The sequence below is a fragment of the Phocaeicola intestinalis genome (genome assembly GCF_014837065.1).
Lineage (GTDB): Bacteria > Bacteroidota > Bacteroidia > Bacteroidales > Bacteroidaceae > Phocaeicola > Phocaeicola intestinalis.
The window spans coordinates 26,825-41,218 of the sequence record NZ_JACSPP010000031.1 but is presented as its reverse complement, the minus strand read 5'-3'; the positions used below and the strand labels follow the sequence as shown (position 1 = coordinate 41,218).

The 14,394-nt window shown below is 43.8% G+C and carries 13 protein-coding genes; 6 read left to right on the top strand and 7 right to left on the bottom strand.

Annotated features, from left to right (window positions below):
* Positions 1–758: 758 nt before the first annotated feature.
* Positions 759–1,751, bottom strand: coding sequence for a quinolinate synthase NadA (nadA, locus tag H9625_RS10515; protein ID WP_087396300.1), 993 nt, complete (start codon positions 1,749–1,751; stop codon positions 759–761).
* 442 nt (positions 1,752–2,193) lie between these two features.
* Between nadA and H9625_RS10510 the strand changes: the two genes are divergently transcribed.
* A complete protein-coding gene (locus H9625_RS10510) occupies positions 2,194–2,733 on the top strand; it encodes an RNA methyltransferase (protein WP_022039080.1) in 540 nt (179 codons plus the stop codon).
* A gap of 61 nt (positions 2,734–2,794) precedes the next feature.
* Here the strand turns inward: H9625_RS10510 and H9625_RS10505 are convergent, their stop codons facing one another.
* Positions 2,795–3,346: a DUF4294 domain-containing protein gene (locus H9625_RS10505; RefSeq protein WP_225226404.1), complete on the bottom strand. Its 552-nt coding sequence runs from the start codon at positions 3,344–3,346 to the stop codon at positions 2,795–2,797.
* Positions 3,347–3,512: 166 nt separating this feature from the next.
* Here H9625_RS10505 and H9625_RS10500 point away from each other — a divergent pair, with 166 nt between their 5' ends.
* From H9625_RS10500 to H9625_RS10485, 4 genes are all read left to right on the top strand, one after another.
* Complete coding sequence (locus H9625_RS10500) at positions 3,513–5,537, top strand: helix-hairpin-helix domain-containing protein (RefSeq protein ID WP_225226401.1); 2,025 nt, start codon at positions 3,513–3,515, stop codon at positions 5,535–5,537.
* Positions 5,538–5,710: 173 nt separating this feature from the next.
* Positions 5,711–6,490, top strand: coding sequence for a radical SAM protein (locus H9625_RS10495; RefSeq protein WP_087212751.1), 780 nt, complete (start codon positions 5,711–5,713; stop codon positions 6,488–6,490).
* Positions 6,491–6,776: 286 nt separating this feature from the next.
* Complete coding sequence (locus H9625_RS10490; protein ID WP_087251580.1) at positions 6,777–7,256, top strand: RNA polymerase sigma factor; 480 nt, start codon at positions 6,777–6,779, stop codon at positions 7,254–7,256.
* 14 nt (positions 7,257–7,270) lie between these two features.
* On the top strand, positions 7,271–7,855 hold the full coding sequence (locus tag H9625_RS10485) for a hypothetical protein (protein WP_022039283.1): 585 nt from the start codon (positions 7,271–7,273) through the stop codon (positions 7,853–7,855).
* A 65-nt stretch (positions 7,856–7,920) separates the two neighbouring features.
* On the opposite strand, the gene H9625_RS10480 is transcribed toward H9625_RS10485, so the two are convergent.
* Positions 7,921–9,864, bottom strand: a complete 1,944-nt coding sequence (locus tag H9625_RS10480) for a glycoside hydrolase family 97 protein (RefSeq protein ID WP_191764280.1) — start codon at positions 9,862–9,864, stop codon at positions 7,921–7,923.
* Positions 9,865–10,136: 272 nt separating this feature from the next.
* Here H9625_RS10480 and H9625_RS10475 point away from each other — a divergent pair, with 272 nt between their 5' ends.
* Positions 10,137–10,577 carry a DUF6078 family protein gene (locus H9625_RS10475; protein ID WP_022039281.1) on the top strand — a complete coding sequence of 147 codons (441 nt, stop codon included), beginning with the start codon at positions 10,137–10,139 and terminating at the stop codon, positions 10,575–10,577.
* Here H9625_RS10475 and H9625_RS10470 read toward each other — a convergent pair.
* From H9625_RS10470 to H9625_RS10455, 4 genes are all read right to left on the bottom strand, one after another.
* Positions 10,541–10,744 (bottom strand): hypothetical protein, encoded by a 204-nt coding sequence (locus H9625_RS10470; RefSeq protein ID WP_191764267.1) that lies wholly within the window; start codon positions 10,742–10,744, stop codon positions 10,541–10,543. The genes H9625_RS10475 and H9625_RS10470 overlap by 37 nt on opposite strands.
* 82 nt (positions 10,745–10,826) lie before the next feature.
* Positions 10,827–11,117: a hypothetical protein gene (locus H9625_RS10465; RefSeq protein WP_191764265.1), complete on the bottom strand. Its 291-nt coding sequence runs from the start codon at positions 11,115–11,117 to the stop codon at positions 10,827–10,829.
* Positions 11,118–11,195: 78 nt separating this feature from the next.
* The gene (locus H9625_RS10460; protein ID WP_191764261.1) at positions 11,196–12,992 is read right to left on the bottom strand and encodes a MutS-related protein; all 1,797 of its coding nucleotides are present in this window, start codon (positions 12,990–12,992) and stop codon (positions 11,196–11,198) included.
* A 108-nt stretch (positions 12,993–13,100) separates the two neighbouring features.
* The gene (locus tag H9625_RS10455; RefSeq protein WP_191764259.1) at positions 13,101–14,384 is read right to left on the bottom strand and encodes an O-acetylhomoserine aminocarboxypropyltransferase/cysteine synthase family protein; all 1,284 of its coding nucleotides are present in this window, start codon (positions 14,382–14,384) and stop codon (positions 13,101–13,103) included.
* Positions 14,385–14,394: the final 10 nt, after the last annotated feature.

The following is a 14,394-nucleotide window of genomic DNA, read 5'->3' as shown; positions in this document are numbered from 1 at the left end:
TACATCTTTCTAACCTTCACGTCATTCACTTTTCGTACTGCGTTTCCTGTATCCAAATCATATCAAAGATCTTGCTCCCGTTTTTGAGGGAAAGCGTTTGCAAAGTTAAGGCGTTTTTTCCATTCCTCCAAATTTTTCGGAATATTTTTTTTCGCCGCCCCGCCGACCGTCACCCTTTCAGGCGGCGTCCCTTTCGGAAAGCGGTTGCAAAGGTACGCCTTTTTACCGGAACTGCAAGCAATATGGAAACTTTTTTCTGAACTTTTTTACACATATAAACGCAAAATGCTGCCATACAACATATTACAGGACGAATATTCTTAAAACTGATGAAAAATGGTTGAAACGGGTACTCATTAATATAATTATGCGCGCGCGAGGGGCACACAGGACAAAAAAAACATCCCCACACATCCTGACGGACATAAGTGGTAAGGCAGGACCACTTATGTGAAACGGCAGGGGTACTTATGTGAAACGGGCAACCCACTTATGTTCATCAAAAGGCATGCTTGAATCTGGGAAATCCACAAGAATAGTGGGACTATCAAAAAGAAGCCGGACCAAACGTACGGACATAAAAAAAGGAGTACCGCTGTACTCCAACCTTTGTTAACCTTAAATCTAATACTATGAAAAACACAGTACAAAGGTACGAACTTCTACGGAATATGCAAGCTTTTTCATAACAAATAGATGTTTTATAATACGTTTTAAGAAATTTGCCAGCATACCCTAAAGTTTTTAACAAATCTTTTTTACAAACCCAATCTAGCAGATATGTCCAACATCTTTTGTATGGGTTTAATGGCTTTTTCAGCTATCTTTCCATCAACCTTCACTTCCGGCCACTCATATTTCAACGTATTATACAGTTTTGAAAGTGTGTTCAATCGCATAAAATTACATTCGTTACAAGCACATGTACTATCTTCTGGTGGAGCAGGTATAAAATTTTTATCCGGACATTTTTTACGCATTTCATAAAGAATACCACTTTCTGTAGCTACAATAAAGTTTTTCTTATCACTCTCTACAGCATATTTCAATAGTCCGGCAGTAGAAGCTACTTTATCTGCTAATTTCACAACTGGTCCTTTACATTCGGGATGCACCAGTATTGCAGCATCAGGATACTGCTTTTTCAGTTCTAAAATCTTTTCAACGGAAAACTTTTCATGCACATGACATGCACCATCCCACAGCAACATATCTCTTCCGGTTACAGAATTTATATAGTTCCCCAAATTCTTGTCAGGACCAAAAATTATCGGTTGGTCTTGAGGAAAACTTTCAACGATTTGCTTGGCGTTTGTAGAAGTTACCACCACATCGGTCAATGCCTTCACCGCGGCACTGGTATTTACGTATGAAATAACCACATGTTCGGGATGCTGATTGACGAACCGGGCAAATTCGTCTGCCGGACAACTATCCGCCAACGAGCATCCAGCATTCAAATCAGGAATCAACACCTTCTTGTCCGGACAAAGGATTTTCGCTGTTTCACCCATAAAGTGTACTCCACACATTACGATTATATCCGCATCGGTTTTAGCAGCCCATTGTGCCAATGCCAGACTGTCTCCTATAAAATCGGCTATTTCTTGTATTTCATCAGCTTGATAGAAATGCCCTAAAATAACGGCATTCTTTTCTTTACACAAACGTCTGATTTCGGCTTTCAAGTCCATACCTTTGTCGATAGCTTCATCAGCATATCCCTTTTTCAACCATTCTTCTTTTTTCATATTCATATTTTTAAATCTTTTCTTTTTTAAGAAAATCTATGATTGTTATAATATCCCGTTGATAATGTTCGTAAAAATCAGGCAAAAATCTTGTTTTTTAAGTTATAAGTTCATGTTGTATTGCTATCAAGTGTTCATCAACAGGCTTATAATCTGATTATGCATTATTTATGTCTGCTATTCACTTACAGTTGATATGTGGCAAAGTTAAAAACTTTCTCTTAATGGTCTTGGTATTTTCTATTAAAAAATCTGTTTAAACCTGTGATGAAACTTTTCTTTTTCTTTTTTTGAAAGTTCGATTTCATCTGTCTATAAAGATTTATCCGAATAAACCAAGATAAAGTTTTTATTTTCTATGCATTCTTTTTTTACAGGTTTTCAACCGTTTTCAACTGGGTTATGAATATACTTTTTATCTTTGCATCATAATTCAGCAATTATGGGAACATTAAGAAAATTGAAAGTAACCGAAATGCACCGTCTGACGGTAGACGAATTTAAGGAATCCCGAAAACTTCCTCTTGTCGTCGTGTTAGACGAGGTGAGAAGTTTGCACAATATCGGTGCGGTATTCCGTACATCGGATGCTTTTTTGGTAAACAGTATTTATCTATGTGGCATTACGGCTACTCCGCCACATCCGGAAATGCATAAAACAGCACTTGGAGCCGAATATACAGTTGACTGGAAATATTTTAAAAATACCGAGGATGCTGTAAATGAATTGCATACGATGGGATATACTGTATTTGCTATTGAACAATGCGAGGGAAGTACGATGTTAGACAAACTGGTTTTGGAAACAGATAAAAGGTATGCTGTAGTGTTGGGAAATGAAGTAAAAGGAGTAAAGCAAGAGGTTGTGGATATGTGTGATGGATGCATCGAAATCCCCCAGTTCGGCACCAAACACTCTTTGAACGTGTCAGTTACAGCAGGGATTATTTTATGGGAATTTGCTAAGGAGTTGGCGAAGTGACATGCAGTTTGAACGCTGAAACACAGATACGTGGTTGGGATGATCTGTGTTTCTATAAACTTTATAATTGTCCGTTTTCCACCAGTACCACAACCCGTTCAGTCAGTTTGTCTTCATCTTCGGGATGATACTCTTTTTTCAGGCTGGCACCGAAGAGTGCAGCGAAAGTTTGGTAAAATCCTGCTTTGAAAGGTCCCATAAATGCTTTTACCAGTTGATAGGATGACTGGTTACACTCACGGTTCACCAGCTTTATCAACAGTTTCCCTTGCGAGAATGTTAGTTTCTTCATACGTGGAGTGTATTGCTCTTTCAGTCCTTTTTCTACTTTTTTGATATGGCGTTCGCGAGCTTTTTCATCGGGAAGCGTCATCAGGTATTCATAAGTTTCAATTACGGCACGGTTTACTTCTTTTGCCAATGGCAGGGTTTTTTTTACATCCCTTACCAGTTTGTTGTAATATTTTCTTTGGCGTTTGTTTTTAAAATGCAGTTCGGGGTAAACATAGATGGTTCTCAGCGTTATATGAGGTATAGTATCTCCGTTGTACACACACACAGGTACTTTGTACATTGAGGCAGTACCCGAATGTGTTTGTGCTTTGGTTCTCATCTCGAAAACCAAAAACAGAACCAGTGCTATGTAGAGAGTTTTTTTCATAATGCGCAAAAATAGAAATAATAATGATTTGTAGTTAAACCCGAATAGAGCTTATACGAAAAATTAACGTATTTATCTCTGTTGAAAACTTGTGAATACCATGTTGAAACGATTATTTATGTTTTGTCTATCAATTGTTTGTGTATTAACACCCTTGTTGGCACAATCGGACTGGCTGGAATGGAATGAAGACATAGCAGCTCCTGAAGAACTGGCGGGCTGGCAGGAAAAATATGAAGAGTTGAGCGAAATAGCTGAACATCCTTTTAATATCAATACCATTACTAAGGAAGAATTGGAGCAATTACCATTTTTATCCGACCGGATGATAGAGAATATCTTGTATTATATCTACAAATACGGACCAATGCTTACCAAAAATGAACTGTTGGGAATAGAGGGAATGGACTGGCAGACACGAAAGTTTTTAACCGACTTTATCTACATCGGACCATCTGATAATGAAAAAGATAGACTTAAATGGAAAAACTTGTGGAAATACAATAAACAAGAGTTATTAACACGCTTGGACATTCCTTTCAACACTAAGGCAGGGTATGCCGGTTACGATGAAGAAACCTTGGCTGAAAGTCCTAACAAACGGTATTATGGCGATCCGTTTTACCATAATATACGTTATCGTTTTCAGTATCGCAATCAGATATATATCGGACTGACCGCAGAGAAGGATGCAGGAGAACCTTTTTTCGTGCAATACAACCGGAAAGGATATGATTCCTATTCGGGATATGTATTTCTTTCCAATTTTAAACGTCTCAAGACATTGGCCATTGGTAATTTTAAGGCTAATTTCGGGTATGGACTGGTGTTGAACATAGGAAGTTTTACTTTAGGAAAAGGAATGATAAACCAGAACCGTTTCGGACAAGGATTTACCAAATATACTTCAGTGGGAGAAGGGGAGTACCTGCAAGGGATAGCTGCCACTTATCAATTGGGCAGATGCTGGAATGTTTCTGCTTTTTATTCGTTCAGGAAGCAGGATGCACGTGTTGAAAACGGGTTTATAAGGTCGTTGAAAACAGATGGATATCATCGGTTGAAAAAAGATATGGAGAAGAAACATACGGTATCCAATCACTTGACTGGATGTAATTTAACTTATAATGGAAAATACACAGAATTTGGATTAACTGCTGTGTATAATCGTTTTAACAAGATGTTGAATCCTGATGCACGTGATTATAATTTGTATTATCCACGTGGAATGTATTTTTATAATGCAGGTGTTTATTATAAATTCTTTCTGAACCGGTTTACATTTTCAGGAGAGACTGCTGTAGATAAGCATGGAAAGGTTGCTACGCTTCATGCACTCTGTTATCAACCGGCTGTTCATACTAATATTTTACTTATTCACCGGTATTATGACAAGCATTATCAGTCGCTTTATGGGAATGCTTTCGGAGAAAACTCGAAACTTCAAAACGAGACAGGAGCTTATTTAGGATTGGAAACCAGTTTTTTAGGACAGTTCAAGTTTTTGTGTTACGGTGATTTCTTTCATTTTTTCTATCGAAAGTATCAGGTGGACCGTGACCATACATCGGGATTCGACGGATTATGCCAATTAAGTTATTCACCATCAAATTCACTCTCGATGTTAATAAAGTATACTTATAAGAACAAGGCTAAAAACTATACTTCTCCTGATGAAACAAAGTTTGTATTGCCTTACGTAAGGCAACGTTTGCATTACCAATGTTCGTATGCGCCAAGTGCATATCTTTCGTTGAAAGGAGTGGGAGAGGGAGTGATGACTTCGTATAACGGACGGGAAAAATCGAAAGGGGGATATGTGAGCGGTACGGTGAAAGGAAGTATTCCTCCAATTCCTGTTCAGGTATCATTGACAGGTACTTGGTTTCATACGCAAGATTATAATTCCCGAATCTATGTTTACGAACCCGGATTGCTCTATGCTTTTTCGATGAATTCGTTTTATGGCAAAGGTACCCGTATGGCAATCAACTTGAAATATACGTGGAAGAACCGTCTGATGATTCAAGCCAAATGGGGATGGACACACTATCAAGACCGGAACCGTATCAGTTCGGGTACTGAAGAAATACAAGGAAGTGATAAGGCGGACTTACAGGTGCAGGTGCGTTTGAAATGGTGATAAGCTGAAGATATATTACTTTGCCGTTTCAGTTATCTGTGCGAGCGGTAACAGTTATCTGAAGCTGCCTCTGAAGCTGTCTATGAAGTTATCTTCATTTTATTCGCATTCATCTGCATCAATCTGCGTTACTTATTGTATATTTGCATGCGAATAGAAACATGTGAAAGCTTATGTCTACCATCATTTATCCTTCTCCCATTTTCGGACCCATTCATAGCCGTCGGCTGGGTGTATCGCTAGGCATTAATCTTTTGCCCGCTGACGGGAAATGTTGTACGTTCGATTGCATTTATTGCGAGTGCGGATACAATAAAGACCATCGTCCTCATGCGAAACTTCCTACACGCGAAGAAGTGTACAATGCTTTGGAACGCCGTCTGATAAATATGCAGGCAAATGGTCCTGCTCCTGATGTCTTGACTTTTGCCGGTAATGGTGAACCTACGCTTCATCCGCATTTTAAGGAAATCATCGAAGATACCATTACCTTGCGTAACCGTTATTTCCCTAATGCCAGAATAAGTGTGTTGAGCAATTCTACCCAAATACATCGTCCTGAAGTGTTCGAAGCGTTGTGCCGGGTAGACAATAACATTCTGAAGCTGGATACGGTAGATACTGCTTATATTAATAAGGTAGACCGTCCGGCAGGTTCATACGATGTAAATCGCATCATTGAAGGAATGAAGGCTTTCCAAGGCAATCTGATTATCCAGACCATGTTTCTGAAAGGAAAGACTGATGAAGGCGAAGATGTAGACAATACTTCGGATGTTTTCGTTCTTCCGTGGCTGGAAGTAGTAAAGGCAATAGCTCCCCGTCAGGTGATGATTTATACAATAGATAGAGAAACGCCCGATAGTTTTCTTCAGAAAGCTACTCACGAAGAACTCGATCGCATCGTGACTCTCTTGGAACAGGCTGGTCTCCGGGCAAGTGCTTCTTATTAAATGAATCGGGTACGGTGGTAGAAAGAAACAAGGCATAAATCTGAAATCGATGAAGTAAAAGTCTTTTGCTTTGTGTCTGAACCGTATCCGACAAACGAAGATATGATGACAAATTGTAAATTCGTCATTAGTAGCATAGCATTTTCTTATTTCCAGTACTTTTGTGCTTTTCCTCTCTAGTAATTATCTTAATTCACCAGCATATTTTGTAGAAAAAATGTCTATTTTTGTGTAGTTTTCCCGTTGGTTGCTGCGTCTAATGGTTAAAAAACAACTTTTAAAGGATATGGAAACATTGGATACAACATTTGCGCAAATGGTGAAAGAGCATAAAAATACCATTTATACGGTATGTTTTATGTTTTCGAAAGATTCCGATGAGGTCAGTGACCTGTTTCAGGAAGTGCTCATCAACCTATGGAAAGGGTACAGTTCATTCAGGCACCTCAGCAGTATGGATACGTGGATATGGAAGGTCAGTTTTAACACATGCATTTCTTACGAAAGGAAAAAGAAGAAACGGGCTGCTCTTCCGCTTGTCATGGACATCAATTTGTTTGAGGATAAAGATGAAGATGCCCGGCAAATCCGACAGTTGTATGACCGCATCCATCGGCTCAAGCCATTCGACCGTGCCATTGTTTTGTTGTGGCTGGAGAATATCAGTTACGAAGAAATAGGCGAGATTGTCGGGATTTCGGCTAAGAATGTATCCGTGCGCCTGTATCGTATCAAAGAAGAGTTGAAAAAAATGTCGAACCATTAAAAACATGCATCATTATGGAAAATCGTTCAGAGAGTTTCGAACTGGAAGATATGCGGCAGCAAATACAATTGCTGAAAGCTAAGTTGGAGAAAGAAACCATTGTCAGCGAAAAACTTATCAGGCAATCTACGCAAGACAAGGTTTCTTATATTGACCGGAAGAAGAAAACCGTTTATGTGTTGATTGGGTTTGCCCTTGTCTATTGCAACGTATATTTCATTCTGATGGGTTACTCGTGGATTTTTTGTGTGTTTACTTCTTGTTTCTTGCTGGTTGCCTGGTATTTTCAGCGTTATAATCATCGGGGAATCAGTGCGCAGGAAATAGCAGCTGCAAACTTATTGGATGTCAGCAAGGCACTGGTGCGCATGAATCGTTTGGGAGTAAGGTGGCTTTATTTCGGCATACCGTTTGCCCTTTGCTGGATTGCCTGGTTTATGGTGGAGAGTTACCCGAAAGTCGGAGGAGAAATTATCTGTTATGGCGGTACGGCAGGTTTCATTTTGGGAGCCATTTTAGGTGTGTCGCATCTTGTCAGCGTTCGTCGCAAGGCAAAAGAAGCTATCCGTGACATTGAAGAATATACCCGGATGAATTGATACAATAGACACGAAGACACATGGATGAAATATCCTTTGTGTCTTCGTGTTGGTGTGTTATTTTTTTATTTCACCCATATCACGCCACCTTCGGGTTGGATGGTTACTTTTACTTCGGCTGGTTTCTTTATCTCTTGTTGTTCCAGTTGGGGCGTACGGTCTTTTGCATCTGAGTAGAACGATACTTTATCGCCTTTCTGGCACATTGGAAGATTTAAGGTTAGCTTCAACGGTTCTTTTCCGGCATTAATACCGGCTATGTACCAACGGTCTCCGTGGCGGCGTGCCAGTACGACATATTTGCCCGGATAACCGTCAAGGAATACTGTTTCGTCCCAGGTAGTGGGCACTTCTTTCAGGAAGTCGAGAGCCAGTTGGGGAGCATCGGTCAGGTTGTTGGGCGTGATGGCAAAGTTCTGAATCGGGTTTTGGAAGAGAACCGCCGTGGCAAGCTGGAATATATCGGTAGTTTTGCGGGTGGTTCCTCCATCATTCGTGCGGTTGTAACGCTTGTTCAGGAAGGTGCCGCCAAATTCCATACAGCCTACGGTATTGCGGATAAACGGGTGCAGGCAGGCATTGAAAGCTTCCATATCATCGAAGTGTTGATTGAATATCAAGTTTTCCGAAGCCAGTACTGCTTCGCTTCCCACATAGTTGGGATACATGCGTTCCCAACCGCGCGGGAGGGTACAGCCGTGGAAGATAACCATCAGGCCGTAGTCGTCGGCATCGCTCAGAATGGATTCGTACAGGCGCATGGTCTCCTGCTTGTCGCCTCCGAAGAAGTCTACCTTGATGCCTTTCACTCCGATTTTCTGCATCCATTTCATTTCCTGTTTGCGCTCAATGGGGCTGTCCATCCGGTTGGTAGGTCCCTGCACGATGTCGTTCCAATAGCCACTTGAACTATACCATAAGAACAGTTCTACGTTTTTCGAACGTGCGTACTTTACCAGTTTTTCTATCCCTTCACGTCCGATGTTTGTGTCCCACCAGTTGTCTATCAGGGCATAGTTGAATCCCATAGCCGAAGCCAGGTCGATGTAGCGCACTTGGTCATCGTAATTGATGCTGGCGTCTTGCCATACAATCCAGCTCCAGGTCCCTTTGCCATATTTATAGGTATGTCCGGAAGTGAAACGGGGTTTTACTACGTCCCAGGGCACAGTAGTTTCCACGATTGGTTTCAGTCCGTCGCCTACCGTAATCGTACGCCAGGGTGTTGTACCCGAAAGTGCCAGTCCTGCCGTTGTTGTTCCGTTTCCGTTATTCTCTTCCGGCATAGGGAAGGCGATGGTAAACAAACCTTCTGTAGTGGCATCGCTCAGGTGTGAGGCACAATATCTGGCATCTACTCCGGTCTCGCTGACCAATGCCCATCCGTCTTCACCGATGCGGAACAGGCCGGGGAAGGTAAATCCGTGGCCATATTGCGAGCGGGTGGTCAGTGGGGCATCAGGTGTGTATTCTTCTTCGTAGCTGGGTTTGGTGCGTTTCCAGCCTATCATCGGGTCGCTTTGTGGCGTAAGGAAGGTGGTGGTATACGAAGGAAAATCGAACCCTGTTGTTTCGCGTTCGATGACGATACTGCCCGTATCGCCGTAACGGGGTATTTCGTAGCGGAAAGCTACATCGTTGTCGCTCACCCGGAAAGTCACGTCTATCGGTTTCTGCTCTGCATTCTGCAGGGTGACGGTCAGTTCATTGGCACGGTAGTTTACTTCCGATTGTTTGGTGCGGTCCATCCGGTAAGTTTCTTCGAGGGTGCGGTTTTTCTGGCTTATGTAAGTCATCCCTTGACTGAAGTCGCCTACATTGGATACGAAACCCAGCGGTGATTTTTCCAGCATGGTCTTGCCTTTGTAGGTTACAGAATAAAACGGGGTACCTGCTTCTACCGTAATGTCTACCTTGAGTTGGTTATCAGGACCTGATACGGTGGCTTGTTGCGCCCATGCCGGAGAGGTACCCAAGGCAAGGAGTAATAAAAATGCCTGTTTCTTCATCATGTTTCAATCTTGTTTTTACTGGTATTTGAAATATGGCGACAAGTTATCAATAATTTTCCGGATATGCAAATCTGTTCTGCTTATACTGTTGCGGTATAGCTTTGTGCATTTTCTCACCACAGGTACACAGAGTCTTTTAAATTTTTCCTTTGTGGTACTCTGTGGCCTCTGTGGTGAATATTTTTGTTTTCGGCTTGCTTGTTTCCTAATAAAATTGTTCCTTTGTGTAAGAATGTGTTTTGAATTTCTACAAAAAGTTTTTCTTTATCATGATAAAAGAATTAGATTACAGCATCGTGCCGAAGAGGTTCGGGCATTGCCTGAACGGGAATTGCAAGCGCGCGGACAAGTGCTTGCGTTATCAGGTGACGAAATTCATTCCGGAAGACGTGCGTTACGTCTGCATGCTCAACCCCCAATGGAAGCAGACGGGAAAGAAGTGCACTGAGTTTCTTGATGATACGCCGGTGAAGTACGCTTACGGCTGGAGCAAGATGTTCGACAAACTGATGCACGAGAAGGCGATGGCGATAAAGAATGACTTGTTGTGCAGTTTCGGGAAAAATTTGTTTTATCGGCTGAAGCGGCACGAAAGGGCTTTCACGCCTCAGGCACAAGACTACGTGCGCATGGTATTCCGTAAATATGGCATCGCTGAAGAACCGGAATACGATTATTGCCAGTACGAATACACTTGGAAAAAAGAATGAGAAGCTGTTTTGAATTTCTCCAAAAAGTTTTTCTTGGCTTGATGTATCCGTTTTCGTGTGTGCTTTGGGCGATTTTTTGGCCCTTTTCGCTCCTGTTTTTCGTCAGATAGCCCGCTATCTTCCTCATCACAGAAGCGAAAATGCCTCAAAAACTCATCCCCAATCATCGCACGATAAATTCAAAACAGCTTCTGATAAGCTGTATGTATGCCGGTGCCTTTATTCACTAATATAAGTTCATCGGTGATTTTATATAATTGAAACTTTAGTTTTATTGCATTGAAACTTTAGTTTCAATGCAATAAAACTGGCTGAAACACTTATTGCGTGCGGAAAGCTTTCCTGTTGCGTGGGAGAATGCAATGCAATATAAGAAGCTGTTTTGAATTTCTCCAAAAAGTTTTTCTTGGCTTGATGTATCTGTTTTCGTGTGTGCTTTGGGCGATTTTTTGGTCCTTTTCGCTCCTGTTCTTCGTCAGATAGCCCGCTATCTTCCTCATCACAGAAGCGAAAATGCCTCAAAAACTCATCCCAAATCATCGCACGATAAATTCAAAACAGCTTCTAAGGGTTTTCACAAGCAAGTGCATGTCTCCGTGTCTTTCTCCGACATTTCCATCAGCTGATGGTAATCCCCATTTTCCGCATCAGGAAGCAGGCGTTCATGTTCTGTGCCACGCCCTCGCGCAGGCGGTAGGAGAAGGTCAGCTCGTTATCCTTGATGTCTGCTTCGAAGCAATAGTTGCGGATATATTCGGGGAATTGGTCGGCAAGTGTGCCCAATAGCAGGTCGTGGGTGGCGATGATGCCGTCGGCTTTCAGGCGCATGAACTGGCGGATAAGGTCGAGCGAGCCTTTCTGCTTGTCGGCTGAGTTCGTCCCTTTCAGTATCTCATCGAGGATGATAAAAAGTTCCTGTCCTTCGTCCAGCAGGTCGATGATGCGTTTCAGGCGTTTCAGTTCGGCAAAGAAATAAGATTCGTTGTCTGAGAGCGAATCGGTGGTGCGCAGGCTGGTGATGAGTTGTGCAGGATAAAGCGTCAGGCTTTCGCAACACACGGGGCAGCCCATGCATGCCAGCAGGTAGTTGACACCTATGGTGCGCAGGTAGGTGCTCTTGCCTGCCATATTGGCTCCGGTAATAATCAGGAAATAAGGGCGTGAGGGGATGGTGGCATCATTTTTCACGCATTGGGCTTCGGGCATGAGCGGATGTCCCATGTTGCGGGCGAGGAAGCAGAACGGCTGATTGGTAATTGTCGGATAGGTGTATGCCGGATGATTATAGGCAAAGGTGCCGAGCGAGCAGAGTGCGTCCAGTTCGCCTACGGCTTCCAGCCAGTCCATGAGGTATTTCCCATAGCGTGCTTTCCAGCGTTCGATGCGCACGATTTGCCGGAGCTGGAAGAACATGCTTCCCTCTAAGATGACATACAGGAGCTGGTTGTTGCGCAGGTCGAGGCGGTCCAGTTCCTTTGAGAGTTGCGTCAGGGCTTCGGCGGGAGAATGTCCGTCGATGTCCAGTTTATCGGTCAGTTGGCGTAGGGCAGGGGCTTGCCACGTTTCTCCTTTGGCAAGGGTTATCAGTCTGGCATAGCGGTTCAGGGTCTTCAGCTTCTTTCCGTAGCTTTCCTGTATCAGGGTTACCCGCTGGATAAGTCCGAAGCTGAGGATGACGAAGACGGTAAACATCATTCCGAACCAGCTGAGTGAAAGAATATTCAGCAATCCGAGCGCAAGCAGCAGGATATTGATGCCGGGTACAGCCCAAAGGCAGAGTTTCACCCACCACAGGTGTTGCAGGACAGAAGGAGTCCGGCTCCAGCGGCTTATCTCTTCTTCATCGGAATCCGCGCCGCGGTTGATGGAACCGGTCACACGGAATGCTTCACGGAACTCCATCCGCCGGCTCATGTCGCGGATGCTTTCCTGACGGGTTTCGATAGCGATTTTCTCTGTCAGGTGATGTTGCATCCATGTGGCAAGAGTTTGTTTCCCGATATGCGTGCAGGTACGTCCGAGGGCCTGAAAGAGCGATTTGCGTCCGAAGAGGTCGAGGTCGTACGAGTAAGGATGTCCGGCATCGATGAACTCGCGCCCTTCGTCGAAAACCGAATAGTCGCCTTCCAGTCCTTTCAGCTCATCTTGATTCAGCTTGAGTTGGGTTTCTAACTGTTCCTTGCGGAAATAAAGCCGGTTGTGCACCTTGACCAAGATAAAGAAAGGCAGGAAGGTGCAGCACACGGTGAGCACTACCGCCCACGTGCCGGAACGATAGAACAAAATCAGTCCTGCAAAGCCTGCCACAAAGAGCAGGACGCGCAGCAGGCTGATGCGGTTAATCTGTGTCTTGGTTTGGGAAAGTTGTCGTAAAGTTTCGTCTATGCGTTGAGTGTACCAGGTGTTTGGAGCCATGGGGTGAATGAAGAATTTTTTTGAATGAAGAATTAAGAATTAAGAATGAAGAATGAAGAATCCTATGCGGGCGAAGCGATTCTTCATTCTTCATTCCTCATTCTTCATTTAAATACTTTGCAATGCTTGTTCAAGGTCGGCGATGATATCGTCTACGTTCTCGATGCCTACCGAAAGGCGGATCAGGTCGGGAGCTACGCCGGCTTCTATCAATTGCTCATCGCTCAGCTGGCGGTGGGTATGGCTTGCCGGATGGAGCACACAGGTACGGGCATCGGCAACGTGGGTCACGATGCAAGCCAGCTTCAGGCTGTCCATGAACTTCACGGCATCCTCGCGTGTGCCGTTCAAGCCGAAAGCGATGACACCGCACGAACCGTTGGGAAGGTATTTCTGTGCCAGTTCATAATATTTGTTGCCGGGGAGCCCACAAAAGTTCACCCATTTTACTTTAGGGTTGGCTTCCAGCCATTCGGCCACTTTCTGAGCATTTTCACAATGGCGGGGTACGCGTAAGTGTAAGGTTTCCAGTCCCAAATTAAGCAGGAAAGCGTTCATTGGTGAAGGGATGGAGCCTAGGTCGCGCATCAGTTGTGCCGTAAGTTTGGTGATGTATGCCATCTTGCCGAATGCCTTGGCATAGGTCAGTCCGTGATAAGACTCATCGGGAGTAGTCAGTCCGGGGAACTTGTCGGCATGTGCCATCCAGTCAAAGTTTCCGCTATCTACTACGACACCGCCTACGCAAGTGGCGTGTCCATCCATATATTTGGTGGTAGAATGAGTCACGATGTCGGCTCCCCATTCGAAGGGGCGGCAATTGATGGGGGTAGCAAAGGTGTTGTCTACGATAAGTGGCACGCCATGCTTATGGGCGATGCGGGCAAATTTTTCGATATCCAATACGTTGATGCTGGGATTCGAGATGGTTTCGCCGAACATACAACGGGTATTGGGCTGGAAAGCCTTGTCGATTTCTTCTTCGGGCGCATCGGCATCGATGAAGGTACATTCGATACCCAGTTTCTTTAGGGTGACACCGAAGAGGTTGAACGTACCGCCATAGATGGTAGACGAGCAGACGATATGGTCGCCTGCTTCACAGATGTTGAACACGGCATAGAAGTTTGCCGCCTGCCCCGATGAAGTAAGGATGGCGCCTACACCGCCTTCCAGTGCAGCAATCTTGGAAGCTACGGCATCGTTGGTGGGGTTTTGCAGGCGGGTATAGAAATATCCGGTATCTTTCAGGTCGAACAAGCGTGCCATCTGGTCGCTATCGTCATATTTGAAGGTTGTGCTCTGATAGATGGGCACTACACGGGGCTCGCCGTTCTTGGGAGTCCATCCTGCCTGTACGCAGAGGGTTTCTTTGCTTAATTTCTGTTCCATTATTTATGTC